This is a genomic window from Streptomyces sp. NPDC020807, assembly GCF_040641575.1.
Lineage (GTDB): Bacteria > Actinomycetota > Actinomycetes > Streptomycetales > Streptomycetaceae > Streptomyces.
On sequence record NZ_JBFADU010000020.1, the window covers coordinates 19,863 to 37,365 of the forward strand.

General features: G+C 71.3%; 15 protein-coding genes. All 15 read left to right on the forward strand.

Annotation, left to right across the window (positions count from 1 at the left end):
• The first annotated feature begins 135 nt into the window (after nucleotides 1-135).
• The 15 genes from AB0G79_RS25040 (at nucleotide 136) to AB0G79_RS25110 (ending at nucleotide 17,282) form a co-directional block, all read left to right on the forward strand.
• The gene (locus tag AB0G79_RS25040) at nucleotides 136-636 is read left to right on the forward strand and encodes a response regulator (protein WP_360810222.1); all 501 of its coding nucleotides are present in this window, start codon (nucleotides 136-138) and stop codon (nucleotides 634-636) included.
• Nucleotides 637-762: 126 nt separating this feature from the next.
• A complete protein-coding gene (nrtL, locus tag AB0G79_RS25045; RefSeq protein WP_360810063.1) occupies nucleotides 763-1,740 on the forward strand; it encodes an ArgS-related anticodon-binding protein NrtL in 978 nt (325 codons plus the stop codon).
• Between the two features lie 11 nt (nucleotides 1,741-1,751).
• Nucleotides 1,752-3,143, forward strand: a complete 1,392-nt coding sequence (gene lysA / locus AB0G79_RS25050) for a diaminopimelate decarboxylase (RefSeq protein WP_360810065.1) — start codon at nucleotides 1,752-1,754, stop codon at nucleotides 3,141-3,143.
• A 187-nt stretch (nucleotides 3,144-3,330) separates the two neighbouring features.
• A complete protein-coding gene (locus tag AB0G79_RS25055; protein WP_360810067.1) occupies nucleotides 3,331-4,623 on the forward strand; it encodes a homoserine dehydrogenase in 1,293 nt (430 codons plus the stop codon).
• Nucleotides 4,624-4,629: 6 nt separating this feature from the next.
• Nucleotides 4,630-5,700: a threonine synthase gene (gene thrC, locus AB0G79_RS25060; RefSeq protein ID WP_360810069.1), complete on the forward strand. Its 1,071-nt coding sequence runs from the start codon at nucleotides 4,630-4,632 to the stop codon at nucleotides 5,698-5,700.
• Nucleotides 5,701-6,024: 324 nt separating this feature from the next.
• The gene (gene thrB / locus AB0G79_RS25065) at nucleotides 6,025-6,942 is read left to right on the forward strand and encodes a homoserine kinase (protein WP_360810071.1); all 918 of its coding nucleotides are present in this window, start codon (nucleotides 6,025-6,027) and stop codon (nucleotides 6,940-6,942) included.
• Nucleotides 6,943-7,345: 403 nt separating this feature from the next.
• Nucleotides 7,346-9,433 (forward strand): transcription termination factor Rho, encoded by a 2,088-nt coding sequence (rho, locus tag AB0G79_RS25070; protein ID WP_360810073.1) that lies wholly within the window; start codon nucleotides 7,346-7,348, stop codon nucleotides 9,431-9,433.
• 205 nt (nucleotides 9,434-9,638) lie between these two features.
• Nucleotides 9,639-10,736 carry an LCP family protein gene (locus AB0G79_RS25075; protein WP_360810075.1) on the forward strand — a complete coding sequence of 366 codons (1,098 nt, stop codon included), beginning with the start codon at nucleotides 9,639-9,641 and terminating at the stop codon, nucleotides 10,734-10,736.
• A gap of 168 nt (nucleotides 10,737-10,904) precedes the next feature.
• On the forward strand, nucleotides 10,905-11,126 hold the full coding sequence (rpmE, locus tag AB0G79_RS25080) for a 50S ribosomal protein L31 (protein ID WP_360810078.1): 222 nt from the start codon (nucleotides 10,905-10,907) through the stop codon (nucleotides 11,124-11,126).
• Between the two features lie 95 nt (nucleotides 11,127-11,221).
• Nucleotides 11,222-12,298 (forward strand): peptide chain release factor 1, encoded by a 1,077-nt coding sequence (gene prfA, locus AB0G79_RS25085; RefSeq protein WP_360810080.1) that lies wholly within the window; start codon nucleotides 11,222-11,224, stop codon nucleotides 12,296-12,298.
• Nucleotides 12,299-12,349: 51 nt separating this feature from the next.
• Nucleotides 12,350-13,195 (forward strand): peptide chain release factor N(5)-glutamine methyltransferase, encoded by an 846-nt coding sequence (gene prmC, locus AB0G79_RS25090; RefSeq protein WP_150266046.1) that lies wholly within the window; start codon nucleotides 12,350-12,352, stop codon nucleotides 13,193-13,195.
• A gap of 58 nt (nucleotides 13,196-13,253) precedes the next feature.
• Nucleotides 13,254-13,901: an L-threonylcarbamoyladenylate synthase gene (locus tag AB0G79_RS25095; protein WP_360810083.1), complete on the forward strand. Its 648-nt coding sequence runs from the start codon at nucleotides 13,254-13,256 to the stop codon at nucleotides 13,899-13,901.
• A complete protein-coding gene (locus AB0G79_RS25100; protein ID WP_360810085.1) occupies nucleotides 13,898-14,545 on the forward strand; it encodes a protein-tyrosine-phosphatase in 648 nt (215 codons plus the stop codon). The genes AB0G79_RS25095 and AB0G79_RS25100 overlap by 4 nt, the downstream gene beginning before the upstream one ends.
• Before the next feature lie 80 nt (nucleotides 14,546-14,625).
• On the forward strand, nucleotides 14,626-15,882 hold the full coding sequence (gene glyA / locus AB0G79_RS25105; RefSeq protein WP_360810087.1) for a serine hydroxymethyltransferase: 1,257 nt from the start codon (nucleotides 14,626-14,628) through the stop codon (nucleotides 15,880-15,882).
• 107 nt (nucleotides 15,883-15,989) lie between these two features.
• On the forward strand, nucleotides 15,990-17,282 hold the full coding sequence (locus AB0G79_RS25110; RefSeq protein WP_360810089.1) for an MraY family glycosyltransferase: 1,293 nt from the start codon (nucleotides 15,990-15,992) through the stop codon (nucleotides 17,280-17,282).
• The last annotated feature ends 221 nt before the right edge of the window (nucleotides 17,283-17,503 follow it).

Consider the following 17,503-nt stretch of genomic DNA (forward strand, 5'->3'; position numbering starts at 1 on the left):
ACCAGCTCGGGGGGTGTGCCTGTGAACAGGGATTTCCAGGGTGTCACCGGGCGGTGGGTCCCCCGCACGGGTCGGAAGTGGGCAAAACCCGGACGCAGCCCCTCGGGGGGTCCTACTCTCGTTGGTGTGTCAGGCATGTCCGGTCGGGTGCTCGTTGTCGATGACAACAAGGTGATCCGGCAGTTGATCAGGGTCAATCTCGAACTCGAGGGGTTCGAGGTCGTGACCGCGGCCGATGGTGCCGAGTGTCTGGATGTCGTGCATCAGGTCTGTCCTGATGTCGTCACCCTCGACGTCGTCATGCCCCGCCTCGGGGGGATCAAGACTGCCGAGCGGCTGCGCGCCGATCCGCGTACCCGGCATCTGCCGGTGGCGATCATCAGCGCCTGCGGTGAGCACGAGGTCACCGGCGGGGCCGGGGTCGGGGTCGACGCGTTTCTCGCCAAGCCCTTCGAGCCGTCCGAGCTCGTGCACGTCGTCCGGCAGTTGATGCACCGGGAGCGGCGCGAGCAGCGGGACGCCGGGCCGGACGCCGGAGAGGAACCGCACGCGGCCGACGGGAAGCAGGGGCGACAGGACGAGGGGCCGCAGCAGGACGGCCGCTGTGCCGGCAGCGCCACGCCTGGAGCCCTTTGAGGTCGAGGGGTGGCGGGTGAGGCCGAGGGAGCGAGGTCGTCCTCCTTCCTCTGAGTCACCCCGCTGAGTGCCCGCATGTCGAAACCGGTTCGCGCTGGGACCCCCCTCCTCCCCTAGGCTTGGAGTGTGACCCCCGCGGACCTCTCCCTCACCGTGCTGCACGCCGTGCGCCGTGCGGTCGACGACGGTGCGCTGGCGGTCGACGTTCCCCCGCGGGTCAAGGTCGAGCGGGCCCGGCCCGGTGGGTCGGGGGAGTACGCGAGCAACATCGCCCTCACCCTCGCCCGGCCCGCCGGTCGCAGTGCGATGGACGTCGCCAGGGTGATCGAGGAGCGGCTTCGCGGTGTTCCCGGGCTTCGCGGGGTGGAGATCACCGGGCCCGGGTTTCTCAATTTCACGCTTCAGGGCCGGGATCTCGCCGGAGAGCTCGTGCGGGCCGTGCGCCGTGCCGGGCTCGCGTACGGGCACGGCGCCGCCCTCGCCGGGACCGCCGTCCGGTTCGCCGACGTGACGGAGCCGCGGGCCCGTGTCGTGGTCGGCGTCGTGGCCGGTCTGCTGCGCGCCCAAGGGGCGGACGCGGCCGGCGGCGGGAGCGAGAGGCCGTACGTGCGCCCCGCCCCGTACGACACCGCGCGCCTCGGCGTCGACGCCGCCCGCTGGTCCCTGCTCCGGGCCGCCCCGCAGGACCGGGCGCTCGACGGGGCGCCGCTGCTCGTCCAGCACGAGCGCAATAGTCTTTTCCGGGTGCGGTACGCGCACTCCCGCGTTCGGCGGTTGATCGTCAACGGCGCGCAGCTCGGGGTCACCCCCTCGTACGCGTACGAAACCGGTGCGGACATCGACGCGCCCGCGCTCCTCGGTGCCCTCGGCGATCACCCCGCCGTGCTCCTCGCCGCCGCCCGCCACCGCGCCCCCGACCGGGTCGCCCGGCACCTCGAAGCCACCGCCGACGCGCTGCTCGCGTTCCAGCACACCGTGCTGCCGCTCGGTGACGAGAAACCCTCGGCCGCCCACCGTTCCCGGCTCGCGCTCGCCGAAGCCGCCGGGACGGTGCTCGCCGGTGGCCTGTCCCTGCTCGGCATCAGCGCACCCGATCGGATTTGAAAGAGCCACTCATGAGCCGTTCCGCCCACCCCGCCGGGCCCCGTCACGCCGACGTCCTCCCCGAGGGCCACTACACCGCGCCGCCCGCCGACCTGAACGTCCTCGACCCCAAGGTCTGGGCGCGGACCGTCGCCCGCGACGAGCGCGGTGTCGCCACCGTCGGCGGGATCGCCGTCGACGCGCTCGCCGAGGAGTTCGGCACCCCCGCGTACTTCCTCGACGAGACCGACTTCCGGGCCCGCTGCCGCGCCTGGGCCGAGGCCTTCGGCAAGGACGCCGACGTCTTCTACGCCGGCAAGGCCTTCCTCTCCCGCGCCGTCGTGCGCTGGCTCGCCGAGGAGGGGCTGAACCTGGACGTCTGCTCCGGCGGCGAGCTGGCCACCGCGCTCTCGGCCGGCATGCCCGCCGAGCGCATCGCCTTCCACGGCAACAACAAGAGCGAGGACGAGATCCGGCGGGCCGTCGAGGTCGGCGTCGGGCGGATCGTCCTCGACTCCTTCGAGGAGATCGTCCGCGTCGCCCACGTCGCCCAGTCCCTCGGCAAGCGGCAGCGCGTACAGATCCGGGTGACCGTCGGCGTCGAGGCGCACACGCACGAGTTCATCGCCACCGCCCACGAGGACCAGAAGTTCGGCATCGCGCTCGCCGGCGGGCTCGCCGCCGAGGCCGTCCGCCGCGCGCTGAAGCTGGACGCGATCGAGCTCGTCGGCATCCACTCGCACATCGGGTCGCAGATCTTCGACATGGCCGGGTTCGAGGTCTCCGCCCGCCGCGTCGTGCAGCTGCTCGCCGAGGTCCGCGACGAGCACGGCGTCGAGCTGCCCGAGATCGACCTGGGCGGCGGCCTCGGCATCGCGTACACCTCCGCGGACGACCCGCGCGAGCCGCACGAGATCGCCAAGGCGCTCACCGAGATCGTGTCGCGGGAGTGCGAGGCCGCCGGGCTGCGCACGCCGCGGATCTCCGTCGAGCCGGGGCGGGCCATCGTCGGCCCCACCGCCTTCACGCTGTACCGGGTGGGGACGATCAAGCCCCTCGAAGGCCTGCGGACGTACGTGAGCGTCGACGGCGGCATGTCGGACAACATCCGGACGGCGCTGTACGACGCCGAGTACAGCGTCAGCCTCGTCTCGCGGACCAGCGACGCCGAGCCCATGCTCTCCCGCGTGGTCGGCAAGCACTGCGAGAGCGGTGACATCGTCGTACGGGACGCGTTCCTGCCCGCCGACCTGGCGCCCGGCGACCTCGTCGCCGTCCCCGCCACCGGCGCGTACTGCCGCTCGATGGCGAGCAACTACAACCACGCGCTCCGGCCGCCCGTCGTCGCCGTCCGCGACGGCGAGGCCCGGGTGATCGTCCGGCGCGAGACGGAGGAAGATCTCCTGCGTCTCGACGTCGGCTGATGAAATAGTCGAGTCATGGCCGAGCGGTGAAATAGATGTCTCAGGATCCGGACAGGGGGCGGAAACCCCCGTCCGGTGAGTGAGACTGGTTCCACCGGAGAGATCCGGGGGGCTGCGGCCACGGAGAGCCGCAGAGGTCCGTAGAAACACGACCGTAGACGAAGCTGAAGTACGGGAAAGAGGTCGGATGATGCGTACGCGTCCGCTGAAGGTGGCGCTGCTGGGCTGTGGAGTGGTCGGCTCAGAGGTGGCGCGCATCATGACGACGCACGCCGACGACCTCGCCGCGCGCATCGGCGCGCCGGTCGAGCTCGCCGGCGTGGCCGTCCGCCGTCCCGACAAGGTCCGTGGCGGCGTCCCCGCCGAGCTGATCACCACCGATGCGACCGCCCTCGTCAAACGGGGCGACATCGACGTCGTCATCGAGGTCATCGGCGGCATCGAGCCGGCCCGCACCCTCATCACCACCGCGTTCGAGCACGGCGCCTCCGTCGTCTCCGCCAACAAGGCGCTCCTCGCGCAGGACGGCGCGACCCTCTACGCCGCCGCCCAGCAGCACGGGCAGGACCTCTACTACGAGGCCGCCGTCGCCGGCGCCATCCCGCTGATCCGCCCGCTGCGCGAGTCCCTCGCCGGCGACAAGATCAACCGCGTGATGGGCATCGTCAACGGCACGACGAACTTCATCCTCGACAAGATGGACACGTCCGGCGCCGGCTACTCCGAGGCGCTCGACGAGGCCACCGCCCTCGGGTACGCCGAGGCCGACCCGACCGCCGACGTCGAGGGCTTCGACGCCGCTGCCAAGGCCGCCATCCTCGCCGGCATCGCCTTCCACACGCGCGTGCGTCTCGACGACGTCTACCGCGAGGGCATGACCGAGGTCACCGCCGCCGACTTCGCCTCCGCGAAGCAGATGGGCTGCACCATCAAGCTGCTCGCGATCTGCGAGCGGGCCGCGGACGGCGGGTCCGCCACCGCGCGCGTGCACCCGGCGATGATCCCGCTGAGCCACCCGCTGGCCTCCGTCCGCGAGGCGTACAACGCCGTCTTCGTCGAGGCCGACGCCGCCGGGCAGCTCATGTTCTACGGCCCCGGTGCCGGTGGCGCGCCGACGGCCTCGGCCGTCCTCGGCGACCTCGTCGCCGTGTGCCGGAACAAGCTCAACGAGGCCAACGGCCCCGGCGAGTCCGCGTACACCCAGCTGCCCGTGAGCTCCATGGGCGAGGTTGTCACGCGGTACCACATCAGCCTCGACGTGGCCGACAAGCCGGGCGTCCTCGCCCAGGTCGCGACGGTCTTCGCCGAGCACGGCGTGTCGATCGACACGGTCCGCCAGCAGGGCAAGGACGGCGAGGCCTCCCTCGTCGTCGTCACCCACCGCGCGCCCGACGCCGCCCTCTCCGGGACCGTCGAGGCGCTGCGGAAGCTCGACACCGTGCGCGGTGTCGCCAGCATCATGCGTGTTGAAGGGGAGTAAGGACCCATGACCAGCAAGGGCACCCACCAGTGGCGCGGCATCATCGAGGAGTACCGGGACCGTCTTCCGGTCACGGACACGACGCCGGTCGTCACGCTCCGTGAGGGCGGTACGCCGCTCGTCCCCGCTCAGGTCCTCTCCGAGCGCACGGGCTGCGAGGTGCACCTCAAGGTCGAGGGCGCCAACCCCACCGGGTCCTTCAAGGACCGCGGCATGACGATGGCCATCACCCGGGCCAAGGAGGAGGGCGCGCAGGCCGTCATCTGCGCGTCCACCGGCAACACCTCCGCCTCGGCGGCGGCCTACGCGGTGCGGGCGGGCATGGTCTCCGCCGTCCTCGTGCCGCAGGGCAAGATCGCGCTCGGCAAGATGGGCCAGGCCCTCGTGCACGGCGCCAAGATCCTTCAGGTCGACGGCAACTTCGACGACTGCCTGACGCTCGCGCGCAGCCTGTCCGAGAACTACCCGGTGGCGCTGGTCAATTCGGTCAACCCGGTCCGCATCGAGGGCCAGAAGACCGCCGCGTTCGAGATCGTGGACATGCTGGGCGACGCCCCCGACATCCACGTCCTGCCCGTCGGCAACGCCGGCAACATCACGGCGTACTGGAAGGGGTACCGCGAGTACGCCGAGGACGGCCTCGCGACCCACCGCCCGCGCATGTGGGGCTTCCAGGCCTCGGGCTCCGCGCCGCTCGTGCGCGGCGAGGTCGTCAAGGACCCGTCGACGATCGCCACCGCGATCCGCATCGGCAACCCGGCCTCGTGGGACTACGCGATCGCCGCGCGCGACGAGTCGGGCGGTTTCATCGACGAGGTGACGGACCGTGAGATCCTCCAGGCCTACCGCCTGTTGGCCGCGCAGGAGGGCGTCTTCGTCGAGCCCGCGTCGGCCGCTTCGGTCGCCGGTCTCCTGAAGGCCGCCGCGCAGGGCAAGGTCGACCCGGGCCAGAAGATCGTCTGCACGGTCACGGGCAACGGCCTGAAGGACCCCGACTGGGCCGTCGCCGGCGCCCCCCAGCCGGTCACCGTCCCCGTCGACGCCGCGGCCGCCGCCGAGCGTCTCGGTCTGGCCTGATATCGCTCCTGAGAGCGGAATGACGGGCTGATCGAAACCCGATCAGGAACGTACATTGGCGCACAGGTTGGCTCGCGACACGCATCGTGCGCCTCCTGTGCGCCCTATGTCGCCACAGAACCTTCCTTCGATAGGCTGTACCGAACCCGCCCCGCCGCATATGCGCGGTGTTGTTGCCGTCGCCGCCCCCGAGGCCGATACGGAACCCGGGTCTCCGTGTTCTCTTCGTGAACACTCGCTGTAGAAAAGCACCGCCGAAACACCGCTGTACGAAACACCGCTGTACGAAACACCGTTGTCGCAATCAAGGAGAGTCAACGAGCGATGGCCGGTCCAGCGTTCCGCGCCGCCGCCGTACGGGTGCGCGTCCCCGCCACCAGCGCCAACCTCGGCCCGGGCTTCGACGCCTTCGGCCTGTCGCTGGGCCTCTACGACGACGTCGTCGTCCGGGTGGCCGACTCCGGCCTGCACGTCGACATCGCGGGCGAGGGCGCCGAGACCCTCCCGCGCGACGAGAGCCACCTGCTCGTACGGTCCCTCCGCACGGCCTTCGACCTGCTCGGCGGACAGCCGCGCGGCCTCGAGGTCGTCTGCGCCAACCGCATCCCGCACGGCCGCGGCCTCGGCTCCTCCTCCGCCGCCATCTGCGCCGGCATCGTCGCCGCCCGCGCCGTGACGATAGGCGGGGACGCGAAGCTCGACGAGGCCGCCCTGCTCGAACTCGCCACCGAGATCGAGGGCCACCCCGACAACGTCGCCGCCTGCCTGCTCGGCGGCTTCACCCTCGCGTGGACCGAGTCCGGCGCCGCGAAGGCGATCAGGATGGATCCTTCGGATTCCATCGTTCCGGTGGTTTTCGTTCCCGGGAAGCCCGTACTGACGGAGACCGCCCGCGGCCTGCTGCCGCGCACCGTCCCGCACGTGGACGCCGCCGCCAACGCCGGCCGTGCCGCCCTCCTCGTCGAGGCCCTGACCCGCCGCCCCGAGCTGCTGCTCGCGGCCACCGAGGACCGGCTGCACCAGGAGTACCGGGCCCCCGCGATGCCGGAGAGCGTCGCCCTCGTGAACCGACTGCGTGCGGACGGCGTCCCCGCGGTCATCTCCGGCGCGGGCCCCACGGTCCTCGCGCTGGCCGACCGGGGAACGGCCGACAAGGTCGCCCTCCTCGCGGGCGAGGGATGGGCCGCCAACCGGCTCGACCTCGACGCGCCCGGGGCGAGCGTGCTGCCGCTGGCGCCCTAGGGGCGCGCGGCGACGGGCCGCCGGGGGGGGCGCCGGGCAGCGCCTCCCACCGCCCGGACACGAGATTGCCGGTGAGGGAGAGGGGGAATGTTTGTTGGAGCCGGTAGTGTTAACCTCAAGTCTGCACCCGACCTCTTTGTGGAGCGGTGCGGAGTGTCCCCATCAGGGACCACCGATTCTTCCGGAAGCCTCCTCAACTGCTGAGCAGCCTGCCTGAGCAGTTTTGAGCACGCTCCGGAACCGGCGCGACACCCCTCGCTTTTTCCGGTGAGGGCCGAGCAGGGGGCCTCGGGCCGGACCCAGCACGTATTTCTCTCTCCGCCGTTACCCGGCGGGACCACCGCCCCGGACACGGTCCACAAGCCAGGACCCTGCCGGACAGCACAACCGGTCGCCGAGCCAGATGGCCGACGTCCGCTCCAGGGAAGGACCCTTCGTGAGCGACACCACCGATCTGATGGGCGTGACTGCCGACAGCAGTGTCGACACCTCCGCGCCCGCCGCAGGTGCTGCCAGCACCGCACGGCGCCGCCGCTCCGGCACCGGCCTCGACGGCATGGTCCTGGCCGAGCTGCAGCAGGTCGCGTCCGGCCTCGGCATCAGGGGCACCGCGCGGATGCGCAAGAGCCAGCTGATCGAGGTCATCAAGGAGACGCAGGCCGGGGGAGGCTCCGCCGCCCCCGCCAAGGCCGACGCCGCCGAGACCAAGCCGAAGCGCCGCGCCACCTCCAAGGCGCGCACGGGCGAGGCCGCGGCCGAGACCGCCGCCGCGCCCAAGGCGGAGAAGGCCGAGAAGGCCCCCGCCCAGCAGCAGATCGACATTCCCGGCCAGCCGGCGAGTGACGACCAGCCGGTGGGCGAGCGCCGCCGCCGCCGTGCCACCGCCCCGGCCGGTTCGCCGGAGGGCGAGGCCAAGTCCGAGGCCGCGCAGACCGTCAAGGTCGAGGCGCGCACGGAGACGGCGCGCACCGAGACGCGTACGGAGACCAAGGCCGACGCGCAGGCCGACGGCGCCGTCGACGGCGCCGAGGGCCGCAGCCGCCGTGACCGCGGCGAGCGCGGGGAGCGCGGCGGCGAGCGCCGTGACCGCCGCGACCGTCAGCGCGAGCGCGGCAAGGGCGACGAGCAGCAGGGCGGCGGCCAGGGCGGCCAGCGTCAGCGCCAGGGCGGCCAGGGCCAGGGCCAGCAGAGCCAGGGCCAGGGCCAGCAGGGCGGCCAGCAGTCCGGTCCGCAGGACGACTACGACGACGAGGCGGGCGGCCGTCGTGGCCGTCGCGGCCGCTACCGCGACCGCCGCGGCCGTCGTGGCCGCGACGACTTCCAGGCCGGCGAGCCGCAGGTCGCCGACGACGACGTCCTGATCCCCGTCGCGGGCATCCTCGACATCCTCGACAACTACGCGTTCATCCGGACCTCCGGCTACCTGCCCGGCCCGAACGACGTGTACGTCTCCCTCGCCCAGGTCCGCAAGAACGGCCTGCGCAAGGGTGACCACGTCACCGGCGCCGTGCGCCAGCCGAAGGACGGCGAGCGCCGCGAGAAGTTCAACGCGCTGGTCCGCCTCGACTCCGCCAACGGCATGGCCGCCGACTCCGGCCGCGGCCGCCCGGAGTTCAACAAGCTGACCCCGCTCTACCCGCAGGACCGGCTCCGTCTGGAGACCGACCCGGGCGTGCTCACCACCCGCATCATCGACCTCGTGTCGCCGATCGGTAAGGGTCAGCGCGGTCTGATCGTGGCCCCGCCGAAGACCGGCAAGACCATGATCATGCAGGCGATCGCCAACGCGATCACGCACAACAACCCCGAGTGCCACCTGATGGTCGTCCTGGTCGACGAGCGTCCGGAAGAGGTCACCGACATGCAGCGGTCGGTCAAGGGCGAGGTCATCTCCTCGACCTTCGACCGTCCGGCCGAGGACCACACCACCGTCGCCGAGCTGGCCATCGAGCGCGCCAAGCGTCTCGTCGAGCTGGGTCACGACGTGGTCGTCCTGCTCGACTCGATCACCCGCCTGGGCCGCGCGTACAACCTCGCGGCGCCGGCCTCCGGCCGCATCCTGTCCGGTGGTGTCGACTCGACCGCGCTCTACCCGCCGAAGCGCTTCTTCGGTGCCGCGCGCAACATCGAGGACGGCGGCTCGCTGACCATCCTCGCGACCGCGCTCGTCGACACCGGCTCCCGCATGGACGAGGTGATCTTCGAGGAGTTCAAGGGCACCGGCAACATGGAGCTCAAGCTCGACCGGAAGCTCGCCGACAAGCGCATCTTCCCCGCGGTGGACGTCGACGCGTCCGGCACCCGCAAGGAGGAGATCCTGCTCGGCAGCGACGAGCTCGCCGTCACCTGGAAGCTCCGCCGCGTCCTGCACGCGCTCGACCAGCAGCAGGCGATCGAGCTGCTCCTGGACAAGCTCAAGCAGACGAAGTCGAACGGGGAGTTCCTCCTCCAGATCCAGAAGACGACCCCCGGAGCGAACAACAACGACTGACGCATGATCGACTCGTGACCTGCGTCACGCGGCAGTAACGGGACCTTGTTCCCGTAACCCTGTCGTGACCTGCGTAAACCACCGCGCCCACCGTGAACTCACGGTGGGCGCGGCGCGTTGATCATCAGGAACTCACAGGTCCGTATGCAACCCTTTTGGGTGCTTCGCCGTCCCACATGGCGAACCGAGCGCCCGAGGGAAGACGATGACCGAGCAGAACACCGGCGGCCGAATACCCGGCGCGGGATCCGGCCGCCGCCGCAAGCCGCCCAGCAAGGGCCGCCGCCGCCTCTCCGTACTCATATCGGGGGCCGTCGCGGTCCTGATCCTGGGCGGCGCCGGACTGGGGTACGTGTACGTCAAGCTCGACGGCAACATCAAGGGTGTCGACATCAACGCCCAGCTCGGCACCGAGCGCCCCGACGACGTCGACAACGGCTCGATGGACATCCTCGTCCTCGGCTCCGACTCCCGCTCGGGCGACAACGGCGCGTACGGCAAGGACGAGGGCGGAGCCCGCTCCGACACCGCGATGATCGTCCACGTCTACGAGGGCCACAAGAAGGCGAGCGTCGTCTCGATCCCGCGCGACACCCTCGTCACCCGCCCCGAGTGCGTCGACAGCCAGGGCGGCGCCGTCCCCGGCCAGTCCCGCGCCATGTTCAACACGGCGTACGAGGTCGGCGGACCTGCCTGTGCGGTGAAGACCGTCGAGGCCATGTCCGGCATCCGCATGGACCACTACATGGAAGTCGACTTCACCGGCTTCAAGAAGCTCATCGACGAGCTGGGCGGCGTGCGGATCACCACCACCCAGGCCATCAAGGACAGCAAGAGCCACCTGGACCTCGAACCGGGCACCCACACGCTCAACGGCGAGCAGTCCCTCGGCCTCGTCCGTACGCGCAAGAGCGTCGGTGACGGCAGCGACCTCGGCCGCATCCAGCTCCAGCAGGCCTTCATGAAGGCCTTCATGAACCAGGTGAAGTCCCTCGGCGTCTTCACCAGCCCGACGAAGCTCCTCGACCTCGCCGACGCGGCCACCAAGGCCATCACCCCGGACTCCGAGCTCGACTCCGTCCAGGAGCTGATGGGCTTCGCCCAGAGCCTCGCCGGAATCGGCTCCGAGAACGTCGGGATGATCACGCTTCCGGTCCAGTACGACCCCGTCGACCCGAACCGCGTCGTCCCCCTGGAGGCCAAGGCGGACCAGGTCTGGGCGGCCCTCAAGGCCGACCGGCCGATCCCCGCGTCCGCCACCCGGGACGCCGCCACGGGCAAGGCCGAAGGCGTCGTGAAGTAGCCGCGGAGTCAGGACGGGGGCGCTTCCGACGCGCCCGGGAATACTCCCGGCCCGACCCCGGTTTGGGGAGATGCGGCCAGTCCTGGCAGACTGGTACGTCGGCCCCGGTTCACGCTCGCCGCAAACCCGTGACAGCGACCCGGAGCCCTCCCGAAACTAGGAGACACCTTGAAGCGCGAGATTCACCCCGAGTACGTCGAGACCCAGGTCAGCTGCACCTGTGGCGCGTCGTTCACCACCCGTAGCACCCTGGCCGAGGGCACCATCCGTGCCGAGGTCTGCTCCGAGTGCCACCCGTTCTACACGGGCAAGCAGAAGATCCTCGACACCGGCGGCCGCGTGGCCCGCTTCGAGGCCCGCTTCGGCAAGGCCGGCTCCGCCGCGAAGTAGCGAGCCCCTGCGCCGGTCCTCGGCCGCCCCGCGCGGGTGGCCGGGACCGGCGCTTTGCCGTCCCGTAGCAATTGACGAAAACCCAGGAGCCCCCGATGTTCGAGGCGGTCGAGGAACTGGTCGGCGAGCACGCCGGCCTCGAGACGAAGCTCGCGGACCCTTCGGTCCACGCCGACCAGGCCAACGCGCGCAAGCTGAACAAGCGCTACGCCGAGCTGACCCCCATCGTCGCCACGTACCGGGCCTGGAAGCAGACCGGTGACGACATCGAGACCGCCCGCGAGTTCGCGCACGACGACCCCGACTTCGCCGCCGAGGTCAAGCAGCTCGAGAAGGACCGCGAGGAGCTCACCGACAAGCTCCGCCTCCTCCTCGTCCCGCGCGACCCGAGCGACGACAAGGACGTCATCCTGGAGATCAAGGCCGGCGCCGGTGGCGACGAGTCCGCGCTCTTCGCCGGCGACCTGCTCCGCATGTACCTCCGGTACGCCGAGCGCGTCGGCTGGAAGACCGAGATCATCGACGCCACCGAGTCCGACCTCGGCGGCTACAAGGACGTCCAGGTCGCGGTGAAGACCAAGGGCGGCAACGGCGCGACCGAGCCCGGCCAGGGCGTCTGGGCCCGGCTCAAGTACGAGGGCGGCGTCCACCGCGTGCAGCGCGTGCCCGCCACCGAGTCCGCCGGCCGCATCCACACCTCCGCCGCGGGCGTGCTCGTCACGCCGGAGGCCGAGGAGGTCGACGTCGAGATCCACGCCAACGACCTGCGCATCGACGTCTACCGCTCGTCCGGCCCCGGCGGCCAGTCGGTCAACACCACCGACTCCGCCGTCCGCATCACCCACCTGCCGACCGGCATCGTCGCCTCCTGCCAGAACGAGAAGAGCCAGCTCCAGAACAAGGAGCAGGCCATGCGCATCCTGCGCTCCCGGCTCCTCGCCGCCGCCCAGGAGAAGGCCGAGGCCGAGGCCGCCGACGCCCGCCGCAGCCAGGTCCGCACCGTCGACCGCTCCGAGAAGATCCGGACGTACAACTTCCCGGAGAACCGCATCTCGGACCACCGCGTCGGCTTCAAGGCGTACAACCTGGACCAGGTGCTCGACGGCGACCTGGACGCGATGATCCAGGCGTGTGTCGACGCCGACTCGGCGGCGAAGCTCGCCGCGGCGTAAGACCCCGCGTAAGGCCCCCTCAAGCCCCACCCCGCACCACGGAGGACCAGCGTGAACCTGCTGCTTGCCGAGGTGGCCCAGGCCACCCAGCGGCTGGCCGACGCCGGCGTTCCCTCACCGCGTTTCGACGCCGAGGAGCTCGCCGCGTTCGTGCACGGCGTCAAGCGGGGGGAGCTGCACAACGTCAAGGACGCGGACTTCGACGCCCGCTACTGGGAGACGATCGCCCGCCGGGAGGCCCGCGAGCCGCTCCAGCACATCACCGGCCGGGCGTTCTTCCGCTACCTGGAGCTCCAGGTCGGCCCCGGCGTCTTCGTGCCCCGGCCCGAGACCGAGTCGGTCGTCGGCTGGGCCATAGACGCCGTGCGCGCCATGGACGTCGTCGAACCGCTCATCGTCGACCTCTGCACCGGCTCCGGCGCCATCGCGCTCGCCATGGCGCAGGAGGTGCCGCGCTCGCGCGTGCACGCCGTCGAGCTCTCCGACGACGCCCTCGTGTGGACCCGGAAGAACGCCGAGGGCTCCCGCGTCACCGTCCACCAGGGCGACGCGCTCACCGCGCTGCCGGAGCTGGACGGCCAGGTCGACCTGGTCATCTCCAACCCGCCGTACATCCCGCTCACCGAGTGGGAGTACGTGGCGCCCGAGGCCCGCGACCACGACCCGGAGATGGCCCTCTTCTCCGGCGAGGACGGCCTCGACACCATCCGCGGCATCGAGCGCACCGCCCACCGGCTGCTGCGCCCCGGCGGCCTCGTCGTCATCGAGCACGCGGACACCCAGGGCGGGCAGGTGCCGTGGATCTTCAACGAGGAGGCCGGCTGGGCCGACGCCGCCGACCACCCGGACCTGAACAACCGGCCGCGCTTCGCGACCGCCCGCAAGGCCATGCCATGACGGCCACCCCTGCGACGACTGCTTCGACCAACCACGTGAACGAGGAGGCCGGGAAGTAATGGCAAGGCGATACGACTGCAACGAGGCCACCGACCGCGTCACCGGTCTCCGCGAGGCCGCCTCCGCGGTGCGCCGGGGCGAGCTGGTCGTGCTCCCCACCGACACCGTCTACGGGATCGGGGCGGACGCCTTCAGCAGCGAGGCCGTGGCGGACCTGCTGGCCGCCAAGGGCCGGGGCCGCAACATGCCGACGCCCGTCCTCATCGGTTCCCCGAACACCCTCCACGGGCTCGTCACGGACTTCTCCGAGCAGGCCTGGGAGCTCGTCGACGCGTTCTGGCCCGGCGCCCTCACCCTCGTCGCCAAGCACCAGCCGTCCCTCCAGTGGGACCTGGGCGACACCCGGGGCACCGTCGCCATCCGCATGCCGCTGCACCCCGTCGCGATCGAGCTGCTCACCGAGGTCGGCCCGATGGCCGTCTCCTCGGCGAACCTCACGGGCCACCCGTCCCCCGAGACCTGCGACGCGGCCCAGGGCATGCTCGGCGACTCCGTCTCCGTCTACCTCGACGGCGGCCCGACGCCCGGCATCGTCCCCTCGTCCATCGTCGACGTCACGGGCAAGACCCCGGTCCTGCTCCGCGAGGGCGCGCTCTCCCCGGAGGAGCTCCGGAAGGTCGTACCCGACCTCGAGGTGGCCAGTTGACCGCCCCTGAGGGGCGTGGCATAGCGGGGTTCGACGACAGCAGCACCTTCCGCATCCTCCACGTCAGCACCGGCAACGTCTGCCGCTCGCCCATCACCGAGCGGCTGACCCGCCATGCCCTGTGCGACCGCCTCGGCGATCCGCTGGGCGGCGGACTGATCGTGGAGAGCGCCGGCACCTGGGGGCACGAGGGTGCCCCGATGGAGGCCAACGCCGAACTGGTCCTCGCCGACTTCGGCGCGGACTACAGCGGCTTCGTGGGCCGTGAGCTCCTCGACGAGCACGTCATCCGCGCGGACCTGGTCCTCACGGCGACCCGTGACCACCGCGCCCAGGTCATCTCGATGGGCCATTCGGCGGGCCTGCGCACCTTCACCCTGAAGGAGTTCACCCGCCTGGTCCGCGCGATCGACCCCGCCACGCTCCCGGACCCCCGGGACGAGGGCATGGTCGAACGCGCCCGAGCCCTGGTCCGCGCCGCCGCGGCTCTACGCGGGTGGCTCCTGGCCCCGTCCGCCGACGCGGACGAGGTCAACGACCCGTACGGGGCCCCGATCAGCTTCTTCCGTTCGATCGGCGACGAGATCAACCAGGCGCTGGAGCCCGTCGTCACGGCCCTGACGGGTGTGGACGCGAAGCACTGACCGCGGGCGCGCCGGGGACGGGCCGCGAGGGGCCGACGTCCTGACGGGCGGGGGTGACGGGCCGCGCCTACATTGGTTGCATGCCGGTCACCGCGCCACCCGATGAGGACCTCAGCGACCTCGGCGTACTGCGCCGCCAGGACCCCGAGGTCGCCGATGTGCTGCTCGGCGAGGTGCGGCGGCAGGGGGACAGTCTCCAGCTGATCGCGGCGGAGAACTTCGCGTCGCCCGCCGTGCTGGCCGCGCTCGGTTCGCCGCTCGCCAACAAGTACGCCGAGGGCTATCCCGGTGCCCGTCACCACGGCGGCTGCGAGTACGCCGACGCCGTGGAGCGCATCGCCGTGGACCGGGTCACCGCGCTCTTCGGGGCCGAGCACGCCAACGTGCAGGCGCACTCCGGCTCCTCGGCCGTCCTGGCGGCGTACGCGGCCCTCCTGCGGCCGGGGGACACCGTCCTCGCCATGGGGCTCGACCACGGCGGACACCTCACCCACGGCTCGCCCGCGAACTTCTCCGGGCGGTGGTTCGACTTCGTCCCGTACGGCGTCGACGCCGAGACCGGGCTCGTCGACTACGAGCAGGTCGCCGCCCTCGCCCGCCACCACCGCCCCAAGGCGATCGTCTGCGGCTCGATCTCGTACCCCCGCCACCTCGACTACGCGGTCTTCCGGTCCATCGCCGACGAGGTGGGGGCGTACCTCATCGCCGACGCCGCCCACCCCATCGGGCTCGTCGCCGGGGGAGCGGCGCCGAACCCCGTCCCGTACGCGGACGTCGTCTGCGCGACCACCCACAAGGTCCTGCGCGGGCCGCGCGGCGGGATGATCCTGTGCGGCGCCGAGCTCGCCGACCGGATCGACCGGGCGGTCTTCCCCTTCACGCAGGGCGGCGCGCAGATGCACACGATCGCCGCGAAGGCGGTCGCGTTCGGCGAGGCGTCCACCCCGGCGTTCGCCGCGTACGCCCATCAGGTGGTGGAACACGCGCGCGTACTCTCCGCCGCGCTCGCCGCCGAGGGCTTCGCCCTGACGACCGGCGGCACCGACACCCACCTGATCACCGCCGACCCGGCACCGCTCGGCATCGACGGCCGCACCGCCCGCGCGCGGCTGGCCGCCGCCGGCATGGTGCTCGACACCTGCGCCCTCCCGTACGGGGACGGGCGCGGGATCCGGCTCGGCACGGCCGCCGTCACCACGCAGGGGATGGGCGCCCCGGAGATGGCGAGGATCGCGGCCCTGTTCACGGCCGCGCTGCGCGACGACGCCGCGGAGACGGCCCGCGTACGGGCGGAGGTACGGGAGCTGACCGGCCGATTTCCCCCGTATGGACGCTGAGCGGAGCCCGGGCGGAACCGTTCGGGTGGCCGACGTGTCTCCCAGCACATGGACGGCACGGCTAGGGTGTGGGGCTGAGATGGCCAGCGATTCCTGTGGGGCAGCCCGTGCGTGATTACCTGCTGACGCTCTGTGTCACGGCTGCGGTGACGTATCTGCTGACCGGGCCGGTGCGGAAGTTCGCCATCGCGACCGGGGCGATGCCGGAGATCCGCGCCCGCGACGTGCACCGAGAACCGACTCCGCGGCTCGGTGGCATCGCCATGTTCTTCGGGCTGTGCGCGGGACTGCTGGTCGCCGACCACCTCCAGAACCTCAGCAGCGTCTTCGAGCTGTCGAACGAGCCCCGCGCGCTGCTCTCCGGCGCCGCGCTGATCTGGCTGATCGGCGTCCTCGACGACAAGTTCGAGCTGGACGCGCTCATCAAGCTGGGCGCGCAGATGATCTCGGCCGGTGTGATGGTCGCGCAGGGTCTGACGATCCTGTGGCTGCCGATCCCCGGCGTCGGCACGGTCGCCCTGACCCCGGGGCAGGGCACGCTCCTGACGGTCGCCCTGGTGGTCGTCACGATCAACGCGGTGAACTTCGTCGACGGCCTCGACGGTCTCGCCGCCGGCATGGTCTGCATCGCCGCCGCCGCCTTCTTCCTGTACGCGTACCGGCTCTGGTACGGCTACACGATCGAGGCCGCCGCCCCCGCGACGCTCTTCGCCGCGATCCTCATGGGCATGTGCCTGGGCTTCCTCCCGCACAACATGCACCCGGCGCGGATCTTCATGGGCGACTCGGGATCGATGCTCATCGGCCTGATCCTGGCCGCCTCGGCGATCTCGATCACCGGCCAGGTCGACCCGGACGTCCTGAAGCTCTTCGAGGGCTCGACCCGTGAGGCCACGCACGCGGCCCTGCCGGTCTTCATCCCGCTCGTGCTGCCGCTGACGATCATCGCGATCCCGATGGCGGACCTGGTCCTCGCGATCGTGCGCCGTACGTGGAAGGGCCAGTCGCCCTTCGCGGCCGACCGCGGACACCTGCACCACCGGCTGCTGGAGATCGGCCACTCGCACAGCCGCGCGGTGCTGATCATGTACTTCTGGTCCGCGCTGATCGCCTTCGGGACGCTCGCGTACTCGGTCCACTCGGCGTCGATGTGGATCGTGCTCGGGATCACGGTGCTGAGCGCCATCGGCCTCGTCCTGCTCCTGCTGCCGCGCTTCACGCCGCGCGCACCGCGCTGGGCCCAGAAGGTCGTCCCGCCGCGCTACCGGCGCCGCAGGCCGGCCCAGGAGGCCCTGGTGACGGAGGAGAAGCTTCCGGTGCCCGCGGGGCTCCACGGCGCCACCGCCATCGGCAACCGCGAGGGCCTCACCGATAGGCGGAAGGCCGGAACGCCGAGTTGACGAATGCCGCATCCGCGGCCATTACCAGACAAGGCACCCGCTTGTCGCGCACACACGCGCGCCGTAACTCTCATGTGTGACAGTTGGCACACCTCACGGGTAAAGACCTATTCAAATAGTTTGTGATACGGTTCACGAGACCCGGCGCCAGTGCCGAAAGACCGTAGTGCGACGGTCTGTTGGCCCCGAGACCCACCTCGGACCGGGCTTACGCTCGTCCT

Coding starts and splice junctions, on each gene's coding strand:
- AB0G79_RS25040 (WP_360810222.1), top strand. CDS start 136: ATGTCCGGTCGGGTGCTCGTTGTCGATGACAACAAGGTGATCCGGCAG.
- lysA (WP_360810065.1), top strand. CDS start 1,752: ATGAGCCGTTCCGCCCACCCCGCCGGGCCCCGTCACGCCGACGTCCTC.
- AB0G79_RS25055 (WP_360810067.1), top strand. CDS start 3,331: ATGATGCGTACGCGTCCGCTGAAGGTGGCGCTGCTGGGCTGTGGAGTG.
- thrC (WP_360810069.1), top strand. CDS start 4,630: ATGACCAGCAAGGGCACCCACCAGTGGCGCGGCATCATCGAGGAGTAC.
- thrB (WP_360810071.1), top strand. CDS start 6,025: ATGGCCGGTCCAGCGTTCCGCGCCGCCGCCGTACGGGTGCGCGTCCCC.
- rho (WP_360810073.1), top strand. CDS start 7,346: ATGGCCGACGTCCGCTCCAGGGAAGGACCCTTCGTGAGCGACACCACC.
- AB0G79_RS25075 (WP_360810075.1), top strand. CDS start 9,639: ATGACCGAGCAGAACACCGGCGGCCGAATACCCGGCGCGGGATCCGGC.
- prfA (WP_360810080.1), top strand. CDS start 11,222: ATGTTCGAGGCGGTCGAGGAACTGGTCGGCGAGCACGCCGGCCTCGAG.
- AB0G79_RS25095 (WP_360810083.1), top strand. CDS start 13,254: ATGGCAAGGCGATACGACTGCAACGAGGCCACCGACCGCGTCACCGGT.
- glyA (WP_360810087.1), top strand. CDS start 14,626: ATGCCGGTCACCGCGCCACCCGATGAGGACCTCAGCGACCTCGGCGTA.